Here is a 26,910-nt window from a genome sequence, read left to right as displayed (position 1 = left end):
GTGGTTTGCTATTTTCTCGATGTCCTGGTACGCGGCTGCCTCGCCTTGCTGCGTGCCTCCGGCTGCTCGTCAAGAACGTCCTGCGGCCGCGCCGGCGGAGGCACCTTGATCAATCCGGCTTCGACTTCCTGCTCGAGCCGATCGATATTCTTGTAGAGCTCGACCAGCACGCGCTTGAGCTCCGCCGCTTCCTTGGCGGACATGCTGCCGGTTGCGACTTCTTCATAATAGGCGGCGAGCGGCATGAGCCGCCCTGCCAGCTCAGCACCTTTGGGCGTCAAGACGACCTGGAGGCTGCGCTGATCGTTCTCAGGCCGGTCGCGCGTCAAGAGGCCGGCGCGGCTCATCTCCGCGACGATGCGCGACAGGGTAGACACGTCGGCCGACGTCAGTTCGGCGATCTCTCCAAGGCGCAACGGATGGCCCTGCTCTGACAGTGCGGCCAGCACGCGGTACATCGGAAGCGTCAACTTCTCGTGACGGATCACGCGCGCGAAAAGGTCGCCCATGCGAACGCCGAGCCGGGCGAGCAGATAGGGCAGCGAATTCGAAAATCGATACATGGACTTGGATCCTGGCGGGAGAACTCCGCCCGGAATAAGGGTCAACCTTCGCACGTGCAATATTTGCGTTTCAATCATTTGCATTTGCAACTTTATCATTGACAACTATTTGCGCCCGGTGCTTTGCTTTGTCAACGCCAGAGTTGAAGGGACGACGCCATGCAGGAAAAGATCGCGCTCGAGGAGCACTTCGCGCTTCGGGAGACTGTTCAGGACAGCGCGGGCTTCGCGCCGACCGACGACTGGCGCGAGCTGGAAGCGCGGCTGCTCGACATTCACGACCGCCGCCTCGCGGAGATGGACGGTCACGGAATCGAGATGATGCTGCTGTCGCTGAACGCGCCGGCCGTCCAGGCCATTCCCGACCGCAGCCGTGCACTGGAGCTGTCGCGCCGTGCCAACGACTTCCTCGCCGAGCAGGTCGCCAAGCGGCCGGATCGCTTCCAGGGCCTTGCAGCGCTGCCGATGCAGGATCCCGACGCGGCCGCGCGCGAGCTCGATCGCAGCGTCGGCACGCTTGGATTTCGCGGGGCGCTCGTCAACGGCTTCAGCGAGCTCGCCGGCACCGATCATGCGATTTACTATGACCGCAAGGAGTTCTGGCCGTTCTGGTCGGAAGTCGAACGCCTCGGCGTTCCCTTCTATCTGCACCCACGCAATCCGCTGCCGAAGAACTCGGCGATCTATGAAGGGCATCGCTGGCTGCTGGGACCGACCTGGGCGTTTGGGCAGGAGACTGCGGTCCATGCCCTGCGCCTGATGGGCTCCGGACTGTTCGACGCGCATCCGCGGCTCCAGATCATTCTCGGGCACATGGGGGAGGGGCTGCCGTACTCGATGTGGCGGGTCGACAACCACAACAAGTGGATGCGGAGCCAGAATGCCTATCCCGCGCGGCGCAAGATCGCCGACTATTTCCGAGAGAATTTCTACATCACCACGTCGGGCAACTTCCGCACCCAGGCGCTGATCGACGCAATCCTGGAGATCGGTGCCGACCGCATTCTCTTCTCGGCCGACTGGCCGTTCGAGAACATCGATCATGCCGCCGACTGGTTCGATAGCGCGGCGATTTCCGAAGGCGATCGCATCAAGATCGGCCGCGACAATGCGCGTGCCCTGTTCGGGCTCGGCAAAGCAACGACCCAATCTGCCGCAGAGCAGAACGTGTCAGCAATCTCAATGGAGGAAACCCGTGAGCATCTCGTCCGAAATCGACGTGCATGAGGAATTGTCCGGCGCTCCGATCGGCCCGTTCCACAAGCTGCTCGGCATCCTGATCACGCTCATCACGCTGTTCGACGGCTATGACACCTTCAATCCCGCCTATGTCATCCACTACGTGGTCCAGCCCTGGGGACTCCAGCCAAGCCAAGCGGGGTTTCTGGTGAGCTCGGGTCTCGTCGGCTTTCTGTTCGGCGCGATTGGTCACGGCAGCGTAGCCGACCGTTTCGGCCGGCGTGGCACGCTGCTCGCAGGATTGTGGGTCGTCAACGTCTTCACATTGCTGACCGCCGTGCTGGCGTACGATTTCTGGAGCTACTGCGCTCTTCGCTTCGTCACCGGGCTCGGTCTCGGCGTGCTGCTGCCGCTCGGCACGACCTTCATCAACGAGCTCGCGCCCAAGCGTGTCAGCAACACGTTTTCGCTGTGGGGCGTGACGCTGGGCTGGTCGCTCGGCGGCGTCTGCGCCGGTCTCGTCGGCGTATTCCTGACGCCGCAGCACGGTTGGCAGATCCTCTACTACGTTGGCGCGCTGTCGATCCCGCTGACTTTCGTGGCACACGCCATCCTGCCGGAAAGTCCGCAATTCCTGGCGACCCGATCGCGGATCCCGGAGTTGCGTGCGCTGCTGGCACGGCTGCGGCCCGAGCGGGCCGCCGTCTACCAGAATGCGACGTTCGCATCGGATGACGGTACGCGGCCGCAGAGCACGATTGGAGCGTTGCTGAGCCCGCGCTATCGCCGCGTTTCGCTGACCATCTGGATCACGGCGTTTCTCAGCCTGTTCGCGATCTTCGGTCTCACCGGGTGGATTCCGACGGTCATGCTCAAGCGCGGCGAGACCTTCGCGGCATCATTCGGCTTCGGTGCCTTGATGCAGGCGATGTCGTTCATCGGCGGCCTCACGCTCGCAATGCTGGCCGATCGCAATTTCTTGCTGACGCCACGTTATCTCGCGACCTGGTGGCTGACCGGCGGCATTGCCGTGCTGGCGCTCGTCTTCGTCAGCGGTCATGGCGTCAATCTCGCCATCGTCGCCGTTGCGGGCTTCTGCATCATCGGCGCCCAGCACGTGCTCAACAATTTCACCGCCGGGTCATACGAGACCTGTTTCCGCGCCAGCGGCGTCGGAATGGAATTGGGCATCGGCCGGGTGGGAGCGATCCTCGGCCCCTATGTCATCGGTCTGTTGCAGCAGGCGACCGGAGGCCCCGACGCCGTGTTCTGGGCGATCGGCGGCGCGTCCATGGTCGGTGCGCTGGCGATCGGATCGCTCAGTGCTGCCGCAGCAAATCGTCTGCCGCGCGCCGATATCGCACCCGCGGAGTGATGAGGCGGGCCGATCGACAATCACCGGCCGCGCCTTGACTGGCCAGCTTCACCAAAGGAGATCCGAAATGTCCACATCCACTCGTTCCGCTGCGACCGCAGGGCCGCTCGACGCCTGGGTACTTCTGTTCGCACGCGTCGCGATTGCGCCGCTATTTCTCTACAGCGGCATCGGAAAGGTGATGGCATTTGCCACGACCGCGGGCCGGCTTCCCGGCGGCGCCGAGGGATTCGGCGCGGTGCTGGCCGCTGGCGCGATTGCAGTCGAACTCGGAGGCGGCACGGCCCTGCTGCTAGGCCTGTTTGCGCGCCCGGCGGCGGCGGTCCTGATCCCGTTCACCATCGCCGCCACGCTGATGTTTCACAATTTCTGGGCCGCGCCCGAAGCGCAGGTCGTGATGCAGACCATCAACTTCCTGAAGAATCTCGGCCTGCTGGGCGCCCTTGCGCTCATCGCCTCTTACGGGCCGGGCGCCCATGCCGTGCAAGCGGCCATCAAGCCCGGCTCCAAAGGTGCTCCCGAGCTCTCGTGATCCTTTAGCTACGCCGATGAGCTGACCGCGAAGCGCGCCAGCGCCTTGCGGTCCACATGAGTGATCTTCATCGCCGATATCCTTTTCGTCCGTTCAACGCGTCTCGTCCAGTACGCACGTCACTGTGCAGACGACGCCGCGCGGCAGGAAGTCGCCGTTGCGCAGCGAGTTCGTCAGCGCCAGAACCTGCAGGCCGCCGGTCATCCGCTGCACTTCGGAGTCCAGCACAAGGCGCATACTGCGCACGTTCTCCAGCACGCGGCTGGTCGCGTCACTTCGATCCTGCTTGTAATTGTAGACAGCGATGCCGACCGCGAAGATGATCAGCGGCAACATCGTTCCAGCGACCAGGAGAGCGAGCCGGACCGGCAGCGTAAGCTTTGACAAGCGCGGGCGTCCCGATTCCGGCGCAGCGGCACCGGATTATGGTTTTGGCAAGACCATAAGGGCAGCACTTGCCCGGCGCCACGATTTTCGCATCTGCGAGCGGGGAGAAGATTTTGCGATGCAGTCGGGGGCCGGGTCAGATCATCGTGATCGCGGTCAATAGCAGACACGTGGCGTAGACAGCCGCCAGACTGAGCCCGACGATCCGGGCCTCTCGATGCGATTTCATACGCTCAACTCCAGGTCGGCGGCCGCCGTTGGGGAGCAGCCGCCCGGAGGTCGCGTCGCGATCAATCGATTTCCTGAATGACCACGCGCGAGCCCGGATCCACCAGCATCACGCGATCGCTGGAATAAACGTAGCGATACTTCGTCAGTGACGGGCCCCAATCCGCCGGAACGGCCTCAAGCTCGACGTCGGTCGGCACCGTCGCACCGACGATGATCTTTTCCTTCGTCACCACCGGACGAACGCGGTGCTCGGTGATGTAGGATTTGATCTTGGTGCGGTACTCCGGCTCGATCTGAACTGCCGCCGCATGACCGGTTCCAGTGGTGGTCACCACGGTGGACTGCGCGAACGCGCCGGTCGAAATCAGGACGGCTGCGGCGGACAGCAGGAACAGCTTTTTCATCTTGTCCTCCTCACAGGAATATGCGCCGCAACAACATCTCACCATGCGCCGCGTTCCTCCCGCGTAGGAACAAATTGCTATTTTTTCCCGTTTCTGAATCGACCGGGCCCGGAAGCTCGGGAAATTGAGGAGAAGAAAGGGACGCTGAGAATAGCGAGTGCAGCGCTGATGGTTGCTGCATTGTCCTTGCCGGCGTTCGCGGCCGACGAGTTCTACGTGGTCCAGGACGTCAAGACCAAGAAGTGCACCATCGTCGACAAGAAGCCGACAGACGCCTCCATGACCGTGGTCAGCCCGTCGGGCACGATCTACAAGACGCTCACCGAGGCTGAGAGCGGCATGAAGACCGTCAAGGTCTGCACATCCAATTAGGAAGACATCCAATTAGGAAGAATGTGATGCCCGTGATCCCCGTATTTATTCTCTGGGCCGTGCCAGCGATCATTGTGATCGGCGGCGGCATCTATCTGATTGGTCACATGCACTAGGCCTGTCGAGGGAGGCGAGCGGGCCTCTGCGTGCAGCGCAAAGGTCCGCAAGTCTGCCGTTTCTACGAGAGCGGGAGGTCGCCCATGCGGCCCCGCACGCCAGCAGGAGTGCGAGTTGCAGTGCAACAGGTCGTGGAGGTGTCGCTCTGCGACGAAGAGTGCCTCCAGGTTACGCGAAATGACTTCCGTCCCGCCGTCGTTTTTCATACGCTCCCCGAACGCTGGCCGTTAACCGGCTGCGCTCACGCCCCGGCGACAGGGGCGGGGCATCAATGGGAGGGGAGACGATGAAGCGAAGATCATTTCTCGCCGGTATCGGTGCGACCACTGCGGCAGCTGCGATTGGCATGCCGTCGATCCTCAGGGCGCAAGCGCCGATCACGCTGAACGGCGCGGTCCAGTTCAACGACGACCATGCCTTCAACCGCGCGCTGATCCGGTTCGAGGAGCTGGTGAAGAAGTACTACGGCAAGCCCGTCAATTTCACGCTGCACAAGAACTCCTCGCTCGGCCTCGAAAAGCAGTATTTCGAGTACATGTCGCAGGGCAAGGCGGTCGATTACGGCATCGTCTCGCCGGCCCATATGTCAACCTTCGCCAAGGCGGCCCCGTTCATCGATGCGCCCTTCGTGTTCAAGGGCATCGAGCACATGAACAAGGTCGTCGAGGCCAATATCCTGGCGCCGATCGCCGACGAGGTCGCGGCGAAGGCCGAGGTCGTTCTGATCGGTTATGCCGGCGGTGGCATCCGCAACATCTTCGCGAACAAGCCGCTCGAGAATCTCGCCGATCTCAGGGGTCTCAAGGTTCGCGTGCAGGGAGCGCCGATCTGGTCGAAGACCTTTGCGGCAGTCGGCATGAGCCCGACGGTGATCGCCTATAACGAAATCTACAACGCGATCCAGAACGGGGTGATCTCGGCCGGCGAAAACGAGGCGGCCGGCGTCGAGGCGATGAAGTTCTACGAAGTGGCCCCGCATCTCAGCCTGACCCAGCACGCCGTGTCGATCCGGCCGATCTGCTTCTCGGTGAAGACGCTGAAGACCTTGCCGAAGGATTTGCAGGACGCGATCATGAAGGCCGGCAAGGAGGCAGGCGACTACGGCCGTCAGCTCGAATCGAGCGAAGAGGTCGTGAAGCTCGACACGCTCGAGAAAGCCGGCAAGCTCAAGCGCGTTCCCTTCGAGGAGCGGGACGCGATGAAGAAGCTCGCCGATCCCGTGATGGCCACCTACGCCAAGGAAATTGGCGCGGAAGGCATTTTCGAGAAGATCAACGTCGTCTGAGGTCGCTGCGTCCGCCGACAATAGTCCGGGCAGGCCCCGCTTCTTGCCCGGAAGGCGGATGAGCTGCCGCACGGAGCCCCAATGTCTGAAACGCCCGACTTGTCCACACGGTCGCTGTGGCGTCGCGTCACCGCGGCCTATGCGAAGTTGCTGGAGTTCCTGTTGGCCGCCTGTGTCGGCGTCCTGATTGTTCCGGTCACGCTGCAAATCATCTCGCGCTACACGCCCTTCATTCCCTCCTACATCTGGACGGAGGAAATGGCGCGGTTCCTGTTCATCTGGACGATCATGATCGGTGCCATGGTCGGTGTGCGGGAAGCGCAGCATTTCGAGGTCGACGTGTGGCCCAATCTGTCGCGGCGATCGGAGGCCGCGGTGCGGATCCTTGCGCGTCTCGGCGTACTGGCTCTGGCGCTGGTGTTCGTATCGGCCGGCATGGAGTTCACCCGCTTTGGCTGGAACAGAACTTCGGAACTGGCAGATCTGCCGCTTTGGCTGATTCACGTTGCCTGGCCTGTGACCGGCGCGACGTGGATCGTCTTTGCCGGTGAACAGATCGTTGATGAGATGCGCGTTCTGGTTGGGGCAGGGCGATGAGCGGCAATGTGCTCTCTGCCGGACAGTCCGCGATGGTGCTGTTCGGGGTTTTCATCGGCCTGCTCATCGTGCGCGTGCCGGTCGCTTTCGCGCTCGGCCTTGCCTGCGTGCCGATCCTGCTGATCGAGCCGCGTCTGTCGCTGATGACGCTCGCGCAGGAGACCTTCAATGCATACAATTCATTCATCCTGCTGGCGGTGCCGTTCTTCCTGTTGACGGCGAACCTGATGAGCATCGGCGGCATCACCGACCGCCTGGTGGCGCTGTCGCGCTCGATGGTCGGGCACTGGCCGGGATCGCTGGCGCAGATCAACGTCGTGCTGTCGGTGTTCTTTGCCGGCATCTCAGGCTCCTCCACGGCCGATGCGGCGAGCCAGTCCAAGATCTTCATCGATGCACAGACCAAGGAGGGCTACGATCTCTCATTTTCGATCGCCATCACGGCGGTGTCGGCAGTGCTAGCGGTCATCATCCCGCCGTCGATCCTTATGATCGTGTGGGGCGGGCTGATCTCGACCTCGATTGCGGCGATGTATCTGGCCGGCATCGTGCCGGGCCTGCTGATTGCCGGCGCGCAGATGGCGACGGTGCACGTCTATGCGGTGCGCCGCGGCTACCCGACCTATCCGAAGGCGACCTGGGTCGAGATGCGATGCGCCATTTGGCAGTCGTTACCGGCGCTGATGACGCCGCTCATCATCGTTGGCGGCATTCTGCTCGGGTGGTTCACCGCGACCGAGTCTGCCTGCGTCGCGGTGCTCTATTCTATCGCGCTCTCGGCGTTCTTCTACCGCGAGACAGGTCCACGCGAATTGTACAAGGCCTTGCTCGACACCGGGCGCCTTGCCGGCGTGGCGCTGTTTTGTGTCGGCACCGCAAGTGCGTTTGGCTGGCTGCTCGCCTACTATAGGATTCCGCAAGAGCTGCTGGCCAATGTCTCGACATGGGGCATGGGCACCGTCACCGCCGGCTTCTTCATTTCCTTCTGCTTTCTGGTGGTGGGCTGCTTCCTCGACGCCATTCCGGCCATCATCATCGTCGGCACGGTGCTGGAGCCGCTGGCAAAGTCCGTCGATCTCCATCCGGTCCAGTTCGCGATCATTTCCATCGTATCGCTGGCCTTCGGACTGGTGACGCCACCCTATGGCTTATGCCTGATGATCGCCTGTTCGATCGCCGGTGTACGGCTGCGCTATGCTCTGAAGGATACGGTGATCATGCTGGTTCCGATGCTGCTCGTACTGGCGGCAGTCATCATTTGGCCGAGCGTGTCGCTGTTCCTGCCGCGCCTGATCGTGCCGGAGATGCTCAGATGAGCGTCTGCAAATGAGCTTCTGAGAGTGCAGTCCCGCGGCCGACGGCCGCGGGATCGATTCAATGGCTACAGATTGCTCTCGGTGATCGCGGCGTAGACCATGCTCCGCAGCTCGCGCCGGATCGGGTAGGCGCTCGACGGCAACACCTGCGTCATGAAGATGGTGATCAGTTCTTCGGCCGGATCGATCCAGAACGAGGTCGTGGCCGCGCCGCCCCAATTATATTCGCCGGGGCTGCCGGCGATCAGTGTTTCCGCCGGGCGCATGGTCACGGCGAAACCGAGACCGAAGCCGATGCCGTTATAGGCGGCTTCCGAGAACAGCGAGCGTGACACCTCGGGCAGGAATCGTCCGCCCGGAATGTGATTGGTGGCCATCAGCGCCAGCGTCTTGGGCCCGATCAGCCTGACGCCGCCGAGCTCGCCACCATTGAGCAACGCGCGGCAGAAGGTGAGATAATCGGCGACCGTCGAGCACAGCCCGCCGCCGCCGGAGATGAAGGAGGGCGGCGACAAGAACGAGCTGGTTGCCGGATCGTCCTGGAGCGTCAGGCCCTCGCGCCGCTGGCCGGCATGGAAGGTCATGCCGCCGCCGGGGTCTGCCGAGTAGCAGGCGGCGAAACGATGGGCCTTCGAGGCCGGCACATGGAAATCGGTGTCGCTCATGCCGAGCGGATCGAGGATGCGTGCCTTCAGAAACTGTTCGAACGGCATGCCTGAGATCTTGCCAACGAGATAGCCGAGCACGTCGGTCGCGACCGAGTAGTTCCAGGCCTCGCCCGGCGAGAACTCCAGCGGGATCTTTGCCAGGCCCTCGATCATGGTCTGGAGCGTGCCAGACTTCTCGACCTCGCCGATCTTCTCGGCGCGATAGGCGGCATCGACATTGGAGCGCTGCTGGAAGCCATAGGTGAGGCCGGAGGTATGACGCAGGAGGTCGACGATCAGCATCGGCCGGGACGGCGGCCGGGTCAGGAAGGCCGGATAGGTGCCGGCGACGAACACGCCGAGATCCTTCCATTCCGGAATGTATTTGGCGACGGGTTCGTCGATGGCGACGAGGCCGGCCTCGACCAGCATCATGAAGGCGACGCTGGTGAGCGGCTTGGTCATGGAATAGATGCGGTAGATGGTGTCGTCCTTGACCGGCAGCTTGCGCTCGACGTCGGCAAGGCCCTGAACCGAGCTGTGTGCGACCTTGCCACGGCGGAAGACGAGAAGATGCGCGCCCGGGAACCGGCCGGCATCGATGTACCGGCTCTTCAGATGCGCATCCACGCGGTCGAGTGCAGTCTTGGACATGCCGACGGATTCGGGCGAGGCAGGGGTGGGCGCGAGCATCAGTTCCTCCGGGGCAGTTTTGTCCGTCAGTTGATAGCCGAAATGCCGGCCTCATTCCAAGGGCGGCGCGCTTAACGGGAGCAGGCCTGCTGGTGTAGGCTGCAGCCTGGAACGCCTCCAGGGAGCCCCAAGGGCCTCTCAGGGGGCCAACGAGAAAAACCCAGGGCAAAACTCACCATGACCCAGTTCAACGAGACCGAACTCACCGAAGCCGTCGTCAGGAGCTTCGACAGCACACCGAACCCGCGTGCGAAATTCCTGCTCCAGGAATTGGTGAAGTCCCTGCACGATTACGTGAGCAAGACCGATCTCACCTTCGCGGAATGGGAATATGCCATCGACTTCCTGACCCGCACCGGCCAGAAGTGCACCGACACCCGCCAGGAGTTCATTCTCCTGTCCGACGTGCTCGGCGTTTCCATGCTGGTCGATGCCGTCAACCACCGTGACCGCGAGGGCGCGACGGAGACCACCGTGCTCGGTCCGTTCTATGTCGGCGAGCACAAGGTCACCGCGCACGGCACCGATATCTCCCCCAACAACCAGACCGGCGAGCGGATGTTCGTGCAGAGCCGAGTCACGGATCTGAAGGGCAAGCCGCTCGCGAACGTCCCCGTCGACGTCTGGCATGCCGATGATGACGGCTTCTACGATTCACAAAAGGCCAACTATGACGAGGTCGGCGCCTCGGCGCGGGCGCGCTTCATCACCGACGACGACGGCCGCTTCTTCTTCCGCACCATCCTGCCGTGCAGCTACCCGATTCCGACCGACGGCCCGGTCGGCGAGATGATTACGCAGACCAAGCGTCATCCGATGCGGCCGGCGCATGTGCATTTCCTGGTCAATGCGAAGGGTTATGAGCCGCTGATCACCCATGTTTTCATGGACGGCGACAAATATCTGGATACCGACGTCGTGTTCGGCGTGAAAGACGACCTCATCGCCAAGGTCGAGCCGCGCAACGATCCGGCAATGCCCGACGGCAGTAAGGCGAATGGGAAGTGGCACCTGATGAGCTACGAATTCCACCTCAAGCCCGGCGGCGGCATGGCGCCGAAGCCGCTGGGGACGAAGGCGGCCCAGCCGGCCTGACGACTAGCGCGCGATGAGATTAGGATGAATCGTCATCGCGCTTTAGGTTAGTTATTGTTTGAGCATGATCTTTTCGGAAAACCGCTGCACACTTTGCGCTAACGCGGCCCTTCGGGTCCGGATCATGCTCTAACGCGCGTGTAGCAGTGCCAGCAGCACGACGACCGCGCAGGCGAGCGCCGCCGAGGTCAATTTCCAGAACATCAGCGGGCTGCGCTCCAACAGGGGCGTGATCCGCGTGTTGAGATAGGCCGGATTGGGCGTGCGAAGCTCGAAGACGAATTCGGACAGATCCTCGTGCCGCTTGTACGGGTCGGGATGCAGCGCGCGCCTGAGCGCGCCGTCGACCCAGGCCGGCACGTTGCGATCGTCGTCGGCTGGGCGATACTGAAGTCTCCGCACGTCCGCCTTGCGCCGGATCTTGGCGACCTGAGCGCCATAGGGAAGCTTTCCCGTCAGCATCTGGTAGCAGATCACGGCCAGCGAAAACATGTCGGAGCGCGGCGAGCCGCCCTGCCCAAGAAAATACTCCGGTGCCGTGTACTGGACCGTTCCCAGGATTTCGTCGGCTTCGTCCGGCGGCGCGGCTTCCGCGACGCCGGCGACCCTGACTGACCCAAAGTCGATGATCTTCGCGGTGCCGGTCTTGTCGATCAGGACGTTGTCCGGCCTGAGGTCCTGATGCAGCATCTCCATGCGGTGGAAGGCGCGCAGGCCGGCGGCGATCTGCTCGATGAGGCCACGGACGGTTTCGAGATCGGGGCGCGGATTGTCGGTCATCCACTGCTTCAAGGTCTGGCCTTCGACGAATTCGGTCGCGACGTAGAGATAGCTGCGCCGTCTCGACTGTGACAGCGGCTTCAGCACGTGCGGGCTGTCGATCCGGCGCGCGATCCATTCCTCCATCAGGAAGCGCTTGAGATAGGCAGCATTGTCGCGCAGGTCGACTGACGGCAGCTTGAGCGCGACCGGCTCCTCGGTCTCGGTGTCGACGGCAAGATAGATATGACTGCGGCTGCTGCCGTGAATCTCGCGGACGATCCTGTAGCCGTCGAAGAGCGCGCGTGGCTCCGGCAGCGGAGGCAGCGGCAGCTGTGAGGTCTGATTGAAGATGCCGGACGGCTCACGCTGGGGCACTGCGTCGATGCGCAGGATCTGAACCGTGATGTTGTCGTCGCTGCCGCGCCGGTAGGCTTCCTCGACGATGGCCTTCGCCGCCCCGTCGAGCTCGCCTGCATGCTCGTTCAGCGCGCTCGTGACGAAGCGCGCGTCGACGAATTCGTAGGCGCCGTCGGTCGCCAGCAGAAAGGTGTCGCCCGCTTCGATCTCGAAGGCCTGATAGTCAATCTCGAGTTGCGGGTTGATGCCGAGCGCGCGGCCGAGATAGGTCTGCTCCGACGACACGATGATGCGGTGATCGTCGGTCAGCTGCTCGAGCGCCTTGCCGGCCACGCGGTAGATGCGACAATCGCCGACATGGAAGATGTGCGCGGTGGTCGCCTTGATGACCATGGCGCTCAGCGTGCAGACATAGCCCTTGTCGCGGTCATAGGCGTATTGGCTCTTGCGCGTCTGCGCATGCAGCCAGGAATTGGTGGCGTCCAGCACGCGGCGGGCGGACGTCTTCACCGTCCAGGATTCCGACGTGCAGTAATAGTCCATCAGGAAGCTCTTGACCGCCAACTCGCTGGCGATCTGGCTCACCGTGCTGCTCGAGATGCCGTCGGCGAGGACGGCGGCGATGCCCTTCAGGCTGAGGAGCGGCTCCTCCGGAATCAGGACGCCGTGAAATCCTGGTTGATGGGCTTGCGACCCTTGTCGGAATGCTGGCCGACCGAAATCAGGAGACCGGGGGTCATCGTCATCACCGGAAGAGGGGAGCCTCACCCTGCGCGGGTGAGGCTCTCCTGTCGAAGTCGCTTTGATCAGGCCGCGACGCGGGGCTTTATGGCCTTGTCGGCCTGGCGCTTCGGCAGGGTCATGACGTGCGTGGCATAGAGGGTCATGCCGGTGAAGGCGAGGCCGCCGACGAGATTGCCGAGCACGGTCGGGATCTCGTTCCAGATCAGATAGTCCAGGATCGAGAATTTTGCGCCGAGCAGCAGCCCGGACGGGAACAGGAACATGTTCACGACGGAATGTTCGAACACCATGTAGAAGAACACCAGGATCGGCATCCACATCGCGATGACCTTGCCGGGGACCGAGGTCGAGATCATGGCACCGACGACGCCGGTCGAGACCATCCAGTTGCAGAGCATGCCGCGCATGAACAGCGTCGCCATGCCGGCCGCACCATGCGCGGCGTAGCCGAGCGTCCGGCTTTCGCCGATGATGCCGATGGCGGCGCCGACCTTGTCGGGGGCCTGCGTGAAGCCGAACGTTGTCACGAAGGCCATCATGAAGGCCACGGTGAAGGCGCCGGCGAAATTGCCGACGAAGACCAGGCCCCAGTTGCGGAGCACACCGCCAAGAGTGACGCCCGGGCGCTTGTCGATCAGCGCAAGCGGCGAGAGCACGAATACGCCGGTCAGGAGGTCGAAGCCCAGCAGATAGAGCATGACGAATCCGACCGGAAACAGCAGCGCACCGAGCAGCGGCTGGCCCGTGTTCACGTTGATCGTGACGGCGAACCATGCGGCGAGCGTGAGGATCGCGCCGGCCATGTAGGCGCGGATGATGGTATCCCGGGTGGACATGAAGATCTTGGACTTCGCCTGCATCCACCATCTTGGTGACGAATTCCGAAGGCGCGAGATACGACATCAATGGTTCCTTTTGCTTCGTAAGTGAGATCGACACACCCTTTTGGAGAGCGCGGCTGAACGTCTTGGGCCGTGCGGGCTGGCCTGCCGCGCACGAGGGCTATGGAGATTGGAAGCCTTGGGAATCGCGTCACGACGGCCCAGAGGGCCGCGAAGCAGTTGAGCTTCCGGAATGCAGCCGCCAGAGGCTGCAACAATGCGGCAAGCCGCAGTCTTCGTTGACGCTTAGGGATAAGCAAGTTGCGTGCCGTCTGGGTGCGTCAGGAAAATGAAAGCAACATCAATACGATAGTCTGCTTCCTGATTCTCTCCAACCGCGCCGCCGGCATTGTGCTTGAGCTGTTGCACAAACTTTGTGCGGCGCTCAAGGATTCGAGCAGCCCGCAAGTTTCACATGCGGAGCGGTCCTGCGGCGGCCTGTCGCGACCTCCATAACATATTGATTATTCAATCCTTTCTAAGTCGTCGGGCTTGGCATGAAGCTTGAATAGTTCCAGGCCGACGCCATTGAAGCCGTCCCGCGAGACTTCTCATCCGATTTGCTGACGCCACCAGACGGGGGTCTCCCCGTCGTGCGTTCGCACGCGCCAAAGACGGCGCCACCGGACGGACGGGCTGCTCGTGTGCACTGACGCCAATCAATTCTGCAACGACGCAAAGGACGACACTGCCTATGACGAAGCGCACCCGCCGGCCCTCGGATAACGGGCTCAGCCGCCGCCAATTGTTGAAGGCCGCAGGCTCTACCGCCGCACTCCTCGCCGCCGCAAAGCTGAATTTCCCCGCCGGCGCCTTCGCGCAGGAGGCGGGCCCCGAGGTCAAGGGCGCCAAGCTCGGCTTCATCGCGCTCAGCGACGCCGGGCCGCTCTTCGTCGCCAAGGACAAGGGCCTGTTCGCCAAATATGGCATGCCCGACACCGATGTACAGAAGCAGGCCTCCTGGGGCACGACGCGCGACAATCTCGTGCTCGGCTCCGAAGGCAACGGCATCGACGGCGCGCATATCCTCACCCCGATGCCGTATCTGATCTCGGCCGGCAAGGTGACGCAAAACAACCAGCCGACGCCGATGTACATCCTGGCCCGGCTCAATCTCGACAGCCAGTGCATCTCCGTCGCGAACGAATACGCCGACCTCAAGCTCGGCGTCGATGCCATCGCCCTTCAAGGCGGCGCTGGAGAAGAAGAAGGCCTCCGGCAAGGCCGTGAAGGCCGCGATGACCTTCCCCGGCGGCACCCACGACCTCTGGATCCGCTATTGGCTCGCCGCCGGCGGCATCGATCCCGACAAGGACATCGAGACCATCGTGGTGCCGCCGCCGCAGATGGTGGCCAACATGAAGGTCGGTACCATGGACTGCTTCTGCGTCGGCGAGCCCTGGAACCTGCAGCTCATCCACCAGAAGATTGGCTATACCGCCGTCACCACCGGCGAACTCTGGAACAAGCATCCGGAGAAATCCTTCGGCATGCGCGCGGCCTTCGTCGACAAATATCCGAAGGCGGCAAAGGCGCTGCTGATGGCCGTGATGGAAGCCCAGCAGTGGTCCGACAAGGCCGAGAACAAGGCCGAGCTCGCCGCCATCATGGGCAAGCGGCAGTGGATGAATTGCCCGGTCGAGGACGTGCTCGACCGCACCGCCGGCAAGTTCGACTACGGCATCCCCGGCAAGGTGGTCGAGAATTCCCCACACATCATGAAGTACTGGCGCGACTTCGCCTCTTACCCCTTCCAGAGCCACGATCTCTGGTTCCTCACCGAGGACATCCGCTGGGGCAAATACGAGGCGAATTTCGACACCAAGGCGCTGGTCGCCAAGGTCAACCGCGAGGATCTGTGGCGCGACGCTGCCAAGACGCTCGGTGTCGCGGCCTCCGAGATCCCGGTCTCCACCTCGCGCGGCAAGGAGACCTTCTTCGACGGCAAGGTGTTCGATCCGGAAAATCCGGCTGCCTATCTGAAGTCGCTCGCGATCAAGCGTGTCGAAGTCTGATGGAGCCAGCGGCCGCCTTCGGGCGGCCGCATCGTCTTTTGAAGCCCGAGAGAGATTGCAATGAATATGTCTGCCGCCAAGATTGATATTGAGACCGCGACGCCTGCGATCACCGCCGCGCCCGTCGTCGCGATGACGCCAAAGCGTCCCCCGCGCACCGAAGCTTACGCACGCATGGCACGGGAGACGGCCGTGCGCGTGATCCCGCCGCTGGTCGTGATCGCGCTGCTGACGCTGGTGTGGGAGCTGGTCTGCCGCCGTGCCGGCTCGGCGCTGCCGCCACCGTCAAAAGTGTTCAATGACACAAAGGAGCTGATCCTCGATCCGTTCTTCGACCATGGCGGCATCGACAAAGGTCTGTTCTGGCATCTGTCCGCCAGTCTCCAGCGCGTTGCGTTCGGCTATTCGCTGTCCGCGGTCGCCGGCATCGCGCTCGGCGTTCTGGTCGGACAGTCGGTCTGGGCGATGCGCGGGCTCGATCCGCTGTTCCAGGTGCTGCGCACCATCCCGCCGCTGGCCTGGTTGCCGCTCTCGCTCGCCGCGTTTCGCGACGGCCAGCCCTCGGCGATCTTCGTTATCTTCATCACCTCGATCTGGCCGATCATCATCAACACCGCGGTCGGCATCCGCAACATCCCGCAGGACTATCGCAACGTCGCCGCGGTGGTGCAGCTCAATCCGCTCGAATTCTTCTCCAAGATCATGATCCCGGCGGCAGCGCCCTACATCTTCACGGGCTTGCGCATCGGCATCGGCCTGTCGTGGCTCGCGATCGTCGCCGCCGAAATGCTGATCGGCGGCGTCGGTATCGGCTTCTTCATCTGGGACGCCTGGAACTCCTCGCATATCAGCGAGATCATCCTGGCGCTGTTCTATGTTGGCATCGTCGGCTTCGTGCTGGACCGCCTGATCGCGGGCCTCGGCAAGTTCGTCACCCGCGGCACCGCGCAGAATTGAGAGGAGGGGCACATGACCGCCTATCTGAAGCTCGACCACATCGACAAGATCTTCACCCGCGGCGCCGCCACCACGGAGGTGCTGAAGGACATCAATCTTACGATCGAGAAAGGCGAATACGTCTCGATCATCGGCCATTCCGGCTGCGGCAAGTCGACCCTGCTCAACATCATCGCGGGCCTGACCAATGCCACCATCGGCGGCGTGCTGCTGGAGAACCGCGAGGTCAACTCGCCGGAACCGATCGCGCCGTGGTGTTCCAGAACCACAGCCTGCTGCCGTGGCTGACCGTGTACGAGAACGTCAGGCTCGGCGTCGACAAGGTCTTCTCCAGGACCAAGTCCCGTGCCGAACGCGACGCCTGGGTGATGCACAATCTCAACCTGGTGCAGATGGCTCACGCCAGGGACAAGCGTCCTTCCGAAATCTCCGGCGGCATGAAGCAGCGCGTCGGCATCGCGCGAGCGCTGGCGATGGAGCCGAAGGTGCTGCTGCTGGATGAGCCGTTTGGCGCGCTCAACGCGCTGAGCCCGAGCGCATCTCCAGGATTCCGTGATGGCGCTGCATCAGAAGCTCGGCAACACCATTTTGATGATCACTCACGACGTCGACGAGGCCGTGCTCTTGTCCGACCGCATCGTGATGATGACCAACGGGCCCTCCGCGCGCATCGGCGAGGTGCTGGAGGTGCCGCTGGCGCGCCCGCGCAAGCGGCTCGAGCTTGCGACCAGCGCCACATACTTGAAGTGCCGGCAGCGCGTGCTCGAATTTCTCTACGAGCGTCATCGCTTCGTAGAAGCCGCATAAACCAAAGGTTAATGCGCGAAACGTCCGCGCCTAAATAATCGACATCCCGCTCAATCCTTGTGCGCCGCACAAGGATTGAGCGAATCGCAAATTTAGCGTGCGAAAAAGCCTGCAGGAAATTCGGGTAATACGAATAACGTGCTGAAATCCCTATATTTCCAGCATGCGCGCAACTGGCACGGAAATTGAAGTGTCTTTGCGCGACGCCAACGACGACGTCCCTCAACATCATCAATCAGCATCGTGACTCGCCACCGGGGTGAAGCCTTGGAGCGTGCCTCCGTGGTCGGAGGCTGAGCCTGCAACGACGCAGCGGTGAGCCTGGAAGGGATACTCAATGACGAAAAATCCTACTTGGATTTCAGACTGGCGCCCCGAAGATGAGGCGTTCTGGAATGCGACTGGCAAGACTATCGCGCGACGCAACCTGATCTGGTCGATCGTGGCCGAGCATATCGGCTTCTCGGTCTGGCTGATCTGGAGCATCGTCACCACCAAGCTGCCGCAGGCAGGCTTCCACTACACCACCGATCAGTTGTTCCAGCTGATTGCCGTGCCGGGCCTGATCGGCGCTTTGATCCGTTTTCCCTACACCTTCGCAGTGACGACGTTTGGCGGCCGCAACTGGACGATCTTCAGTGCGGCGATCCTGTTCATTCCGACGCTGTCGCTTGCCTATTTCGTGAGCCATCCCGACACGCCGTTCTGGCTGATGCTGCTGGTCGCCTCGACCGCGGGTCTCGGCGGCGGCAATTTCGCCTCCAGCATGACCAACATCTCCTTCTTCTTCCCCGATCGGATGAAGGGATGGGCGCTGGGGTTGAACGCCGCCGGCGGCAATATCGGCGTCTCCAGCGTGCAGCTCTTGACCCCGATCCTGATGACGCTCGCAGTCTTCAACCTGTTCCAGGCCACGGCCGTCGACGGCATCTTCCTGCAGAATGCCGGCTTGATGTGGGTGCTGCCGATCGCGATCGCGGTGTTCGGCGCGGTGTTCTTCATGAATAACCTCACCTCGGCGAAATCGTCGGTGAAGAACCAGCTCGCGATCGTCAAGCGCAAGCACACCTGGATCATGGCGTACCTCTATATCGGCACGTTCGGATCTTTCATCGGCTACTCCGCCGCGTTTCCGCTGCTGATCAAGACGCAATTCCCGGCCGTGACGATCTCGATCGCGTTCCTGGGACCGCTGGTCGGCTCGCTCTCGCGTCCGCTCGGCGGCTGGCTGGCCGACAGGCTCGGCGGCTCGATCATCACCTTCTGGAATTTCATCGCGATGGCGGGCGCCACGGTTGGCGTGCTCTACTTCGTCGGACAGAAGGATTTCATCGGCTTCCTGTCGATGTTCCTGATCCTGTTCGTGACGACGGGCATCGGCAACGGCTCGACCTATCGCATGATCCCCTCGATCTTCCGCGAGGAGAACCTGTTCAAGGTGCGAGGCAAGGGCGATGCGGCGCGCGCGCTCGCGTTGAAGACGGCGAGCATCGAGAGCGGCGCGGCGGTCGGCTTCATCGGCGCGATCGGCGCTGTCGGCGGCTATCTGATCCCGACCGGCTTCGGCAAGTCGATTGCCATGACCGGTGGGCCGCAGCTCGCGCTCGCGATCTATCTCGCCTTCTACGCCTCCTGCCTCGCTTTGACCTGGTGGTTCTACCTGCGTCGCAGCCCGCAGGGCGAAGGCGCGGCAAGCCTCGCCGAAGCAAGGGTCTAATACTTGGTACGAATCTCGCTTCTCCCCGTACGCGGGGAGAGAACTCTCTGATGACGTTTGACCCATGAACCTTGTTCGCAACGGCGCGCACCAAGGCAAACTGAAACAGACAGGAGAACCACATGACGCCCGAACAGATCACTCTCATCCAACAGAGCTTCGCCAAGGTCGCGCCGATATCGGAGCAGGCCGCGGTGCTGTTCTACGATCGTCTGTTCGAGGTGGCGCCGTCCGTGCGCGCGATGTTTCCTGAGGACATGACCGAGCAGCGCAAGAAGCTGATGGGCATGCTCGCTGCCGTCGTCGGCGGCCTGTCGAACCTGGACTCAATTCTTCCCGCGGCCTCCGCGCTCGCCAAGCGTCACGTCGCTTACGGTGCGATGGCCGAGCACTATCCCGTGGTCGGCGCGACCCTGCTGTGGACCCTGGAGAAGGGTCTTGGCGAAGCATGGACGCCCGAACTGGCAAAAGCCTGGACCGACGCCTATGGCGTGCTGTCCGGCTACATGATGTCCGAAGCCTACGGCGCCCGGCCGCAGGCCGCTGAATAGGAGATGCCTCGTGAGTGAACCGCTGGTCATCGTCGGTAACGGTATGGCGGCCGCGCGTCTGGTCGACGAGCTCGCCAAGACCGCGCTCGGCCGCTACGCGGTCGCCGTGATCGGCGAAGAGCCGCGGCTCGCTTACAACCGCGTGCTGCTCTCATCCGTACTGGCCGGCGAGACCGGCTCGCACGAGATCGAGCTCCGGCCGGCCGACTGGTGGCGCCATCGCGGCGTCACCGTGCGCTACGGCTATCGCGTCACCGAGATCGACACCGGCCGCCGCGAGCTCAAGATCGCCGGCGAAGAGAGCATGGAATATTCCAAGCTGGTGCTCGCCACCGGCTCGACGCCGCTGCGGCTCAACGTGCCGGGCGCCGATCTCGCCGGCGTGCACACCTTCCGCGACACCCGCGACGTCGATCTGCTGCTGACGCTGGCTGCGGCGAAGAAGCGCGTCGTCGTGGTCGGCGGCGGCCTGCTCGGTCTCGAAGCGGCGTATGGACTCGCCAAGGCCGGCGCGCCGGTGACGCTGCTGCATCTGATGGACCGACTGATGGAGCGTCAGCTCGACGGACCGGCCGCCGATCTGCTCAAGATGCTGGTCGAGCGCAAGGGCATCCGCATCCTGCTCAATGCCTCCACCACCCGCATTCATGGCGAGGGTCACGTCGAGGCCGTCGAGCTTGCCGACGGCAGCCGCATCGAGGCCGACGCCGTGATTTTTGCCGCCGGCATCAGGCCCAACGTGACGCTGGCCAAAGAGGCCGGCATCGCGGTGAACCGCGGCGTCGTCGTCAACGACGTGATGCAGACGGCTTCGCCCGACATCTTCGCCCTCGGCGAATGCGCCGAGCATCGCGGCACCTGCTATGGCCTGGTCGAGCCGGCCTATGAGCAGGCGCGGGTGCTGGCGCGGCATCTGGCCGGCCGTCCCGCCGCCTATCAGGGCAGCGTGGTCTCGACCAATCTGAAGGTCTCCGGCGTCAGCGTGTTCTCGGCCGGCGACTTCATGGGCGGCGAGGGCAGCGAGAGCCTCGTTCTCACCGACCGCAGGCGCGGCACCTACAAGAAGCTCGTGATCGCCGACGGCCGGCTCACCGGCGCCGTGCTGATCGGCGATACCGTCGATGCGCTCTGGTACCTCGAGCTGATCCGCAATGGCGACAAGGTGGCGGCGATCCGCACCGACATGATGTTCGGCCGCGCGCTGGCGTATCCCTCCAAGGCGGCTTGACCAGACAGCTTGATAAGGCAGCTCGATATGACGGCGATCGACCCCACGCTCCGCGCCACCAAGACGACCTGTCCCTATTGCGGCGTCGGCTGCGGCGTGCTGGCGACACCCGACGGCAAGGGTGGCGCGGCGATCGCGGGCGACCCTGATCATCCCGCCAATTTCGGCCGGCTGTGCTCGAAAGGCTCGGCGCTCGGCGAGACCGTCGGGCTCGAAGGCCGTCTGCTCTATCCGATGATCCGCTGCAAGGGCGTGCTGGAGCGCGTCGCCTGGAGCGATGCGCTCGATCATGTCGCCCATCGCATGCAGCATATCGTGGCACGCGATGGCGCCGACGCGGTTGCATTCTATCTCTCCGGTCAGCTGCTGACCGAGGATTATTACGTCGCCAACAAGCTGATGAAGGGCTTTGTCGGCACTGCCAATGTCGACACCAATTCACGACTCTGCATGTCGTCCTCGGTCGCCGGCCACCGCCGCGCCTTCGGCGCCGACACCGTGCCCGGCTGCTATGAGGATCTCGACCAGGCGGATCTGCTGGTCTTCGTCGGCTCGAACGCCGCCTGGTGCCATCCCATTCTGTTCCAGCGTATGCTCAGGAATCGGCAGGAGCGTGGCGCACGCATGATCGTGATCGATCCGCGCCGCACCGACACCGCTGATGACGTCGATCTGTTCCTCGGGCTCAAGCCCGGCACCGACACCGCGCTGTTCTCCGGGCTCTTCGTTGATCTCGTCGATAGCGGAGCGTTGGACAAGGACTACGTCGCGAACAACACGTCCGGCTTCGACGACGCGCTGGCTCGCGCGCGCAACATTGCCGGCAGCGTCAGCGCGACCGCGCTGGCCACGGGCCTGTCTGAGCGGGACGTTGCGACCTTCTTCCAGATGTTCCGCGACACGCCGCGCGTCGTCACGCTCTATTCGCAGGGCGTCAACCAGTCGGCGCAGGGCACCGACAAGGTCAATGCGATCCTGAACTGCCATCTCGCCACCGGGCGCATCGGCAAGCCGGGCGCCTCGCCGTTCTCGCTCACCGGCCAGCCCAACGCGATGGGCGGTCGCGAGGTCGGCGGCCTCGCCAATATGCTTGCCGCCCACATGGGCTTCACGCCGCCCGACATCGATCGCGTCAAGCGGTTCTGGAAGGCACCGCGCATCGCCACCCATGAGGGATTGAAGGCGGTGCAGTTGTTCGAGGCGATCAACCGCGGTGAGGTCAAAGCGCTCTGGGTGATGGGGACCAACCCGGCGGTGTCGCTGCCCGATGCCGACTTGGTGCGCGAGGCGCTGAAGAAGCTCGAGCTGTTCGTGGTGTCCGAGAACGTGCTCTCCAACGACACGGTCGCGGCCGGGCCGCATGTGCTGCTGCCGGCGCTCGCCTGGGGCGAGAAGTCGGGCACGGTGACCAACTCCGAACGCCGCATCTCGCGCCAGCGCTCGTTCCTGCCGGCGCCGGGCGAGGCGCGCCCCGATTGGTGGATCCTAAGCGAGACCGCAAAACGTCTCGGCTTCGGCGACAGCTTCAACTACAAATCGGCCGCCGAGATTTTTCGCGAGCACGCGGCGCTCTCGGCCTTCGAGAACGACGGCAGCCGTGATTTCGACATCGGCGCGCTGACCTCGCTGTCGAACGAAGCCTTCGATGCGCTCAAGCCGGTGCAGTGGCCGGCGCGCCAAGGCGAGGCGCCTCGCGCGCGCTTCTTTGCGGAAGGCGGTTTCTTCACCAATGACGGCAAGGGCCGCTTCGTCGCGCCGGAAGTGCCGTCGTTGCGCAGCGAGACCGGCGCCTCGCGCCCCCTCAGGCTCAATACCGGACGCATCCGCGACCAGTGGCACACCATGACGCGCACGGGCCTTAGCCAGCGGCTCGGCGCACATCTGCCCGAGCCTTTCGTCGAGATCCATCCCGATGACGCCAGCAAATACGGCCTCGCTCACGACGGCTATGCCCGCATCACCACCGATTACGGCCAGTGCATCCTGAAAGTCGTCGTCAGCGAGCGCCAGCAGCGCGGCACGCTGTTCGCGCCGATCCACTGGAGCGCGATGAACGCCTCGCATGGCCGCGTCGGGGCGCTGGTGCAGTCGTTTACCGATCCGTTCTCGGGCCAGCCCGAGTCCAAGGCGACGCCGGCCGCGATCGCGCCTTACGAATTCGTCTTCCGCGGTTTTGCGCTGTCGCGACAGCAGCTCGATCTGCCGTCGAACCTGTTGTGGACCCGCGTCACGGTTGCCGGCGGTTTCGGCTATCTGTTCGCCGACAACGCGGATCTGTCGCGCTGGCCGGCTTGGCTCGACGGCGTTGTCGGCGAGGACATCGCCGAATATCGCGATTTCGGCGGCGGCATCTATCGCGCTGCCTCGTTCGCTGGCGATCGCATCGAGGCCTGTCTGTTCGTCGGCCCCGGGCATGACGCCGGCGATTGGGAAGTGATCAGAACTGCCTTTGCGGCCGATCACGTCACCGACGAGCAGCGCCGCGTGCTGCTGTCAGGCAAGTCGACGGAGGGAACGGCCTCGACCGGGCCAATCGTCTGCGCCTGCTTCGGTGTCGGCCGCGGCACCATCTGCGACACCATCGCCGCTGGCGCACGCACCGCGGCCGAGATCGGCGCCAAGCTCAAGGCCGGCACCAATTGCGGCTCCTGCATCCCCGAACTGAAGCGGCTGATCGCGACGACGGAAGCGCCGGCGAAGCAGGCCAAGCTCGCGGGCGCGGCGGGGTAGTTTCGGCACTCTCAAATGTCGTCCTGGCGAAGGCCGGGACCCATACCGCGGGATCTGTCCGTCGTAGCCGGTGGCAGTACCGGACGACCAGTCTTCGCCAAATATCTCCCTGTGGCTGTGGGTCCCGGCCTTCGCCGGGACGACGGCGGAGTGTGAGTGGCCGGTTGTGCCAGCGGCACGACGACGTGCGCTCCAATCGACGGCCCTGTCGTTGTGCCCTATGCTGCTCCGCATCCCGCCAGCTCGACACACACAACAACAATGATGTACCTGGAAACGCCGCCGCGCCTGATCGAAACAAGAATCTTCTCCACCATGCCTGACAAGTTCCGCCGCAAGGGCGTGCGGACGGATTGGGCCGACGCCAACCGTCCGGGCGTGCCGACCGATAGCTTCATCGAGGGGCCATCCTTCGACAAGGAAGGCAATCTCTACATCGTCGATATTCCCTTCGGCCGCATCTTCCGTATTGCGCCTGACGGCGCGTGGTCGCAGGTCGCCGAATATGAGGGCTGGCCGAACGGGCTGAAGATCGCATCCGACGGCCGCATCCTGATTGCCGATTACATGCATGGCATCATGGAGCTCGATGCCAAAGCCGGCCGCGTCACGCCGGTCCTGACCGCGCGCAATTCAAAATCGTTTCGCGGCTGCAACGATCTGCATCTCGCGTCCAACGGTGACATCTATTTCACCGATCAGGGCCAGACCGGCCTGCACGATCCGAGTGGTCGGGTCTATCGGCTGGCATCGAGTGGCCGGCTCGACTGCCTGATCAACACCGGCATCAGCCCGAACGGCCTCGTGCTCGATCCGACCGAGACCGTCCTGTTCGTCGCAATGACGCGCGATAATGCGGTGTGGCGGCTGCCGTTCATGAAGGATGGCAGCGTGTCGAAGGTCGGCCGCTTCTGCTCGCTGTTCGGCACCAGCGGCCCCGATGGCCTGACCATGGATGCCAAAGGTCGCCTGTTCGTCGGCCACGCTTCGCTCGGTCACGTCTTCGTATTCGCGCCCAACGGCGAATTGATTGCGCGGATCAAGTCGTGCGCGGGGCCGAATTGCACGAATGTCGCGATCGGTGGCGAAAGGAAGGATCGTCTCTATATCACGGAGTCCTCGACCGGGAGCGTACTAGTCGCTGACATCAGCGGTCTGTAGCGCGTGGCTCTTCGCCTCGCCCCGCTTGCGGGGAGAGGCCGACGCGCGAAGCGCGGCGGGTGAGGGGAAGTCTCGCGAGTCCAACTGCTAGCGAATTGGCGGAGGCAGCCCCTCACCCCAACCCTCTCCCCGTAAGAACGGGGAGAGGGAGAGAACAGAGCGGAGATCGGAAAAGAACATGAACACAAACCCTTTCGGCAAGACCGGCGCCAACGTCTCCGTCATCGGGCAGGGCACCTGGTACCTCGACCACGGCGACCGCAAGCGCGCCATTGCCGCGCTTCAGCGTGGGCTCGATCTCGGCATGACCCACATCGACACCGCGGAGATGTACGGTGACGCCGAGCTCGTCATTGCGGATGCGATTGCCGGCCGGCGCGATGAGGTGTTCCTAGTTTCAAAAGTGCTGCCGAGCAACGCCTCGCGCCGCGGCACGATCACGGCGTGTGAGCGTTCGCTGCAGCGGCTGAAGACCGATCGGCTCGACTGCTATCTGTTGCACTGGCGCGGCTCCTATCCGCTCGAGGACACCGTCGCTGCGTTCGAGGAGCTGGTGAAAGCGGGCAAGATCAAGTCCTGGGGCGTCTCCAACTTCGATGCCGACGATCTCGACGACATTCTCGACGTTGCGGGCGAGGGACGGATCGCATGCAATCAGGTGCTCTATCATCTCAAGGAACGCGCGATCGAGCATGCCGTGATTCCCTGGTGTGAGCGGCATGGTGTCGCCGTGGTCGCCTATTCGCCGTTCGGTCACGATGATTTTCCGGATGTGCGCAGCAAGGGCGGCGCCGTGCTGGTGAAGATCGCGGAGACGCGTCGCGCGACACCGCGTCAGGTCGTGCTGAGCTTCCTCACCCGTGCAACTACGGTGTTCGCGATTCCGAAAGCCTCATGCGCGGAACATGCCGCCGAAAATGCGGCCGCCGGCGATCTCGTGCTGACGAAAGAGGAGATTGCGGCGCTCGATGCGGCGTTTCCGCGCGGGCCGAAGCCGCGCAGCCTGCCCATGTTGTAGTACAAAAACACCCATTATTAATGGAATATTGACGCGCGCGGACGTCAGCGCATATCGGCATCCTGTTTTCGGAAGTTGTGAACGCGGCGCATTTGTCGTTTTTTACGAGCGTTCTCGATTCGCATTATTTCCGGGTTCCAGCCGTGACACCGCCGCCCGCCGCAGCCGCAAGGCTCGACAATATTCCCATGCCCGTGCCGGAGAAGAAGCAGGCGGCTCGCCGTGCGCCCGCGCGCGTCGATCATCCCTTCAAGGGCATTGCGCTGGTGCTGCTGTCGACGGTGTTTCTCGGCACCTCCGACGTGACCGCGAAATATCTCTCGACCAGTCTGCCTTCGATCGAGATCACCTGGATCCGCTTCGTCACCTTCGCGCTGATGTTCACGCCGGTGATGCTGCCGGGCTCACCGCTGCATGCGATGCGCACCGAGCGGATCGGCCTGCAGCTAATGCGCGGCGCCGCGCTGCTTGGCTCCTCGCTGTTCTTCATCACCGGTCTGCGGTTCCTCCCCATTGCGGAAGCCTCTGCCACCGGCTTCGTCTCGCCGCTGTTCGTCACCGCGCTGTCGATTATCTTCCTGAGCGAAAAGGTCGGCCTGCGCCGCTGGATCGCCACCGCGATCGGTCTGACCGGCGTGATGATCATCCTGCGCCCCGGCTCCAGCGCGTTTCATGCCGCCGCGTTCTTCCCGATCATCTCGGCGTTCTGCTGGGCTGCCGCGCTGATCCTGACGCGTATGATGAGCGGTCGCGAGGCCGTGCTCACCACCATGGCCTATTCCGCGCTGACGGGCGTTGCGATCCTTTCCGTGATGGTGCCGTTCGTCTGGGTCACGCCGAACTGGACCGCGATCGGGCTCGGCATTGTGATCGGCGTTGCCTCCACCGTCGGCCAGTGGATCATCGTGCTCGCCTACCGCTACGGCGATGCCTCGGTGCTGGCGCCGTTCTCCTACACCCAGCTGCTCTGGGTCAGCATTTTGGGCTTCTTCATCTTTGGTGAGGTGCCTGATCTCTGGACCATCATCGGCGCGGCCTTCATCGTCGCGAGCGGCCTCTACATCGCCCATCGCGAGCGGGTGCGCCGCGCCCAGCTCCTGGTGCTGGAAGAGCGTTCCCCGAACCCCTGACGCAAGATCGGCGTCCCGCGTCGTGCTATCAACGGCTCCAACACCAGGGGAGGAGCCGG

20 protein-coding genes and 5 pseudogenes are annotated in these 26,910 nt (G+C 63.3%); 19 read left to right on the top strand and 6 right to left on the bottom strand.

What is annotated here, in order from left to right:
• Window positions 1-8 precede the first annotated feature (8 nt).
• Entirely contained in the window at window positions 9-563 is a 555-nt protein-coding gene (locus ACSKB8_RS40420; RefSeq protein WP_438110131.1) for a MarR family winged helix-turn-helix transcriptional regulator, read from the bottom strand.
• 159 nt (window positions 564-722) lie between these two features.
• On the opposite strand from ACSKB8_RS40420, the gene ACSKB8_RS40415 reads away from it, so the two are divergent.
• The 3 genes from ACSKB8_RS40415 (at window position 723) to ACSKB8_RS40405 (ending at window position 3,649) form a co-directional block, all read left to right on the top strand.
• The gene (locus ACSKB8_RS40415; RefSeq protein WP_438110129.1) at window positions 723-1,790 is read left to right on the top strand and encodes an amidohydrolase family protein; all 1,068 of its coding nucleotides are present in this window, start codon (window positions 723-725) and stop codon (window positions 1,788-1,790) included.
• Complete coding sequence (locus ACSKB8_RS40410; RefSeq protein WP_438110127.1) at window positions 1,759-3,117, top strand: MFS transporter; 1,359 nt, start codon at window positions 1,759-1,761, stop codon at window positions 3,115-3,117. Before ACSKB8_RS40415 ends, ACSKB8_RS40410 begins: the two co-directional genes overlap by 32 nt.
• Window positions 3,118-3,184: 67 nt before the next feature.
• Window positions 3,185-3,649, top strand: coding sequence for a DoxX family protein (locus tag ACSKB8_RS40405; protein ID WP_438110125.1), 465 nt, complete (start codon window positions 3,185-3,187; stop codon window positions 3,647-3,649).
• Between the two features lie 147 nt (window positions 3,650-3,796).
• Here ACSKB8_RS40405 and ACSKB8_RS40400 read toward each other — a convergent pair.
• Together ACSKB8_RS40400 and ACSKB8_RS40395 are read right to left on the bottom strand one after the other, a co-directional pair.
• Window positions 3,797-3,985, bottom strand: a pseudogene (locus ACSKB8_RS40400) (sensor histidine kinase); the annotation flags it as partial.
• Between the two features lie 341 nt (window positions 3,986-4,326).
• Window positions 4,327-4,671, bottom strand: coding sequence for a DUF1236 domain-containing protein (locus tag ACSKB8_RS40395; protein ID WP_370985059.1), 345 nt, complete (start codon window positions 4,669-4,671; stop codon window positions 4,327-4,329).
• A gap of 168 nt (window positions 4,672-4,839) precedes the next feature.
• On the opposite strand from ACSKB8_RS40395, the gene ACSKB8_RS40390 reads away from it, so the two are divergent.
• The 4 genes from ACSKB8_RS40390 (at window position 4,840) to ACSKB8_RS40375 (ending at window position 8,358) form a co-directional block, all read left to right on the top strand.
• A complete protein-coding gene (locus tag ACSKB8_RS40390) occupies window positions 4,840-5,043 on the top strand; it encodes a hypothetical protein (protein ID WP_438110124.1) in 204 nt (67 codons plus the stop codon).
• 403 nt (window positions 5,044-5,446) lie between these two features.
• The gene (locus ACSKB8_RS40385; protein ID WP_438110122.1) at window positions 5,447-6,445 is read left to right on the top strand and encodes a TRAP transporter substrate-binding protein; all 999 of its coding nucleotides are present in this window, start codon (window positions 5,447-5,449) and stop codon (window positions 6,443-6,445) included.
• A gap of 81 nt (window positions 6,446-6,526) precedes the next feature.
• Complete coding sequence (locus tag ACSKB8_RS40380; RefSeq protein ID WP_438110120.1) at window positions 6,527-7,042, top strand: TRAP transporter small permease; 516 nt, start codon at window positions 6,527-6,529, stop codon at window positions 7,040-7,042.
• Entirely contained in the window at window positions 7,039-8,358 is a 1,320-nt protein-coding gene (locus ACSKB8_RS40375; RefSeq protein ID WP_438110118.1) for a TRAP transporter large permease, read from the top strand. The genes ACSKB8_RS40380 and ACSKB8_RS40375 overlap by 4 nt, the downstream gene beginning before the upstream one ends.
• A gap of 65 nt (window positions 8,359-8,423) precedes the next feature.
• Here the strand turns inward: ACSKB8_RS40375 and ACSKB8_RS40370 are convergent, their stop codons facing one another.
• Window positions 8,424-9,698: a serine hydrolase domain-containing protein gene (locus tag ACSKB8_RS40370; protein WP_438110116.1), complete on the bottom strand. Its 1,275-nt coding sequence runs from the start codon at window positions 9,696-9,698 to the stop codon at window positions 8,424-8,426.
• Window positions 9,699-9,875: 177 nt separating this feature from the next.
• On the opposite strand from ACSKB8_RS40370, the gene ACSKB8_RS40365 reads away from it, so the two are divergent.
• Window positions 9,876-10,793 carry an intradiol ring-cleavage dioxygenase gene (locus ACSKB8_RS40365; protein WP_091892781.1) on the top strand — a complete coding sequence of 306 codons (918 nt, stop codon included), beginning with the start codon at window positions 9,876-9,878 and terminating at the stop codon, window positions 10,791-10,793.
• 129 nt (window positions 10,794-10,922) lie between these two features.
• Here ACSKB8_RS40365 and ACSKB8_RS40360 read toward each other — a convergent pair.
• Both ACSKB8_RS40360 and ACSKB8_RS40355 read right to left on the bottom strand, forming a co-directional pair.
• Window positions 10,923-12,658: pseudogene (locus ACSKB8_RS40360) on the bottom strand (protein kinase domain-containing protein).
• 60 nt (window positions 12,659-12,718) lie between these two features.
• Window positions 12,719-13,559: pseudogene (locus tag ACSKB8_RS40355) on the bottom strand (formate/nitrite transporter family protein).
• A gap of 239 nt (window positions 13,560-13,798) precedes the next feature.
• On the opposite strand from ACSKB8_RS40355, the gene ACSKB8_RS40350 reads away from it, so the two are divergent.
• From ACSKB8_RS40350 to ACSKB8_RS40300, 11 genes and pseudogenes are all read left to right on the top strand, one after another.
• Complete coding sequence (locus ACSKB8_RS40350) at window positions 13,799-13,993, top strand: hypothetical protein (protein WP_438110114.1); 195 nt, start codon at window positions 13,799-13,801, stop codon at window positions 13,991-13,993.
• Between the two features lie 238 nt (window positions 13,994-14,231).
• Window positions 14,232-15,552: pseudogene (locus ACSKB8_RS40345) on the top strand (ABC transporter substrate-binding protein).
• Between the two features lie 60 nt (window positions 15,553-15,612).
• Complete coding sequence (gene ntrB, locus ACSKB8_RS40340) at window positions 15,613-16,509, top strand: nitrate ABC transporter permease (protein WP_438110112.1); 897 nt, start codon at window positions 15,613-15,615, stop codon at window positions 16,507-16,509.
• Window positions 16,510-16,521: 12 nt separating this feature from the next.
• A pseudogene (locus ACSKB8_RS40335) lies at window positions 16,522-17,316 on the top strand (ABC transporter ATP-binding protein).
• Between the two features lie 337 nt (window positions 17,317-17,653).
• The gene (locus tag ACSKB8_RS40330; RefSeq protein ID WP_370985067.1) at window positions 17,654-19,033 is read left to right on the top strand and encodes an MFS transporter; all 1,380 of its coding nucleotides are present in this window, start codon (window positions 17,654-17,656) and stop codon (window positions 19,031-19,033) included.
• A 122-nt stretch (window positions 19,034-19,155) separates the two neighbouring features.
• Complete coding sequence (locus ACSKB8_RS40325) at window positions 19,156-19,584, top strand: globin family protein (RefSeq protein WP_370985068.1); 429 nt, start codon at window positions 19,156-19,158, stop codon at window positions 19,582-19,584.
• A 10-nt stretch (window positions 19,585-19,594) separates the two neighbouring features.
• On the top strand, window positions 19,595-20,812 hold the full coding sequence (locus ACSKB8_RS40320; RefSeq protein WP_438110109.1) for an NAD(P)/FAD-dependent oxidoreductase: 1,218 nt from the start codon (window positions 19,595-19,597) through the stop codon (window positions 20,810-20,812).
• 27 nt (window positions 20,813-20,839) lie between these two features.
• Window positions 20,840-23,542: a nitrate reductase gene (locus ACSKB8_RS40315; protein ID WP_438110107.1), complete on the top strand. Its 2,703-nt coding sequence runs from the start codon at window positions 20,840-20,842 to the stop codon at window positions 23,540-23,542.
• Window positions 23,543-23,806: 264 nt separating this feature from the next.
• Window positions 23,807-24,703, top strand: coding sequence for an SMP-30/gluconolactonase/LRE family protein (locus ACSKB8_RS40310; protein ID WP_438110862.1), 897 nt, complete (start codon window positions 23,807-23,809; stop codon window positions 24,701-24,703).
• Between the two features lie 178 nt (window positions 24,704-24,881).
• On the top strand, window positions 24,882-25,721 hold the full coding sequence (locus ACSKB8_RS40305) for an aldo/keto reductase (protein ID WP_438110105.1): 840 nt from the start codon (window positions 24,882-24,884) through the stop codon (window positions 25,719-25,721).
• A 188-nt stretch (window positions 25,722-25,909) separates the two neighbouring features.
• Window positions 25,910-26,851 carry a DMT family transporter gene (locus ACSKB8_RS40300; protein ID WP_438110860.1) on the top strand — a complete coding sequence of 314 codons (942 nt, stop codon included), beginning with the start codon at window positions 25,910-25,912 and terminating at the stop codon, window positions 26,849-26,851.
• Window positions 26,852-26,910 lie beyond the last annotated feature (59 nt).

It is taken from the genome of Bradyrhizobium sp. BR 1432, assembly GCF_051547705.1.
Classification (GTDB): Bacteria; Pseudomonadota; Alphaproteobacteria; order Rhizobiales; family Xanthobacteraceae; genus Bradyrhizobium; species Bradyrhizobium zhanjiangense.
This window is presented reverse-complemented; position numbering and strand designations above follow the sequence as displayed.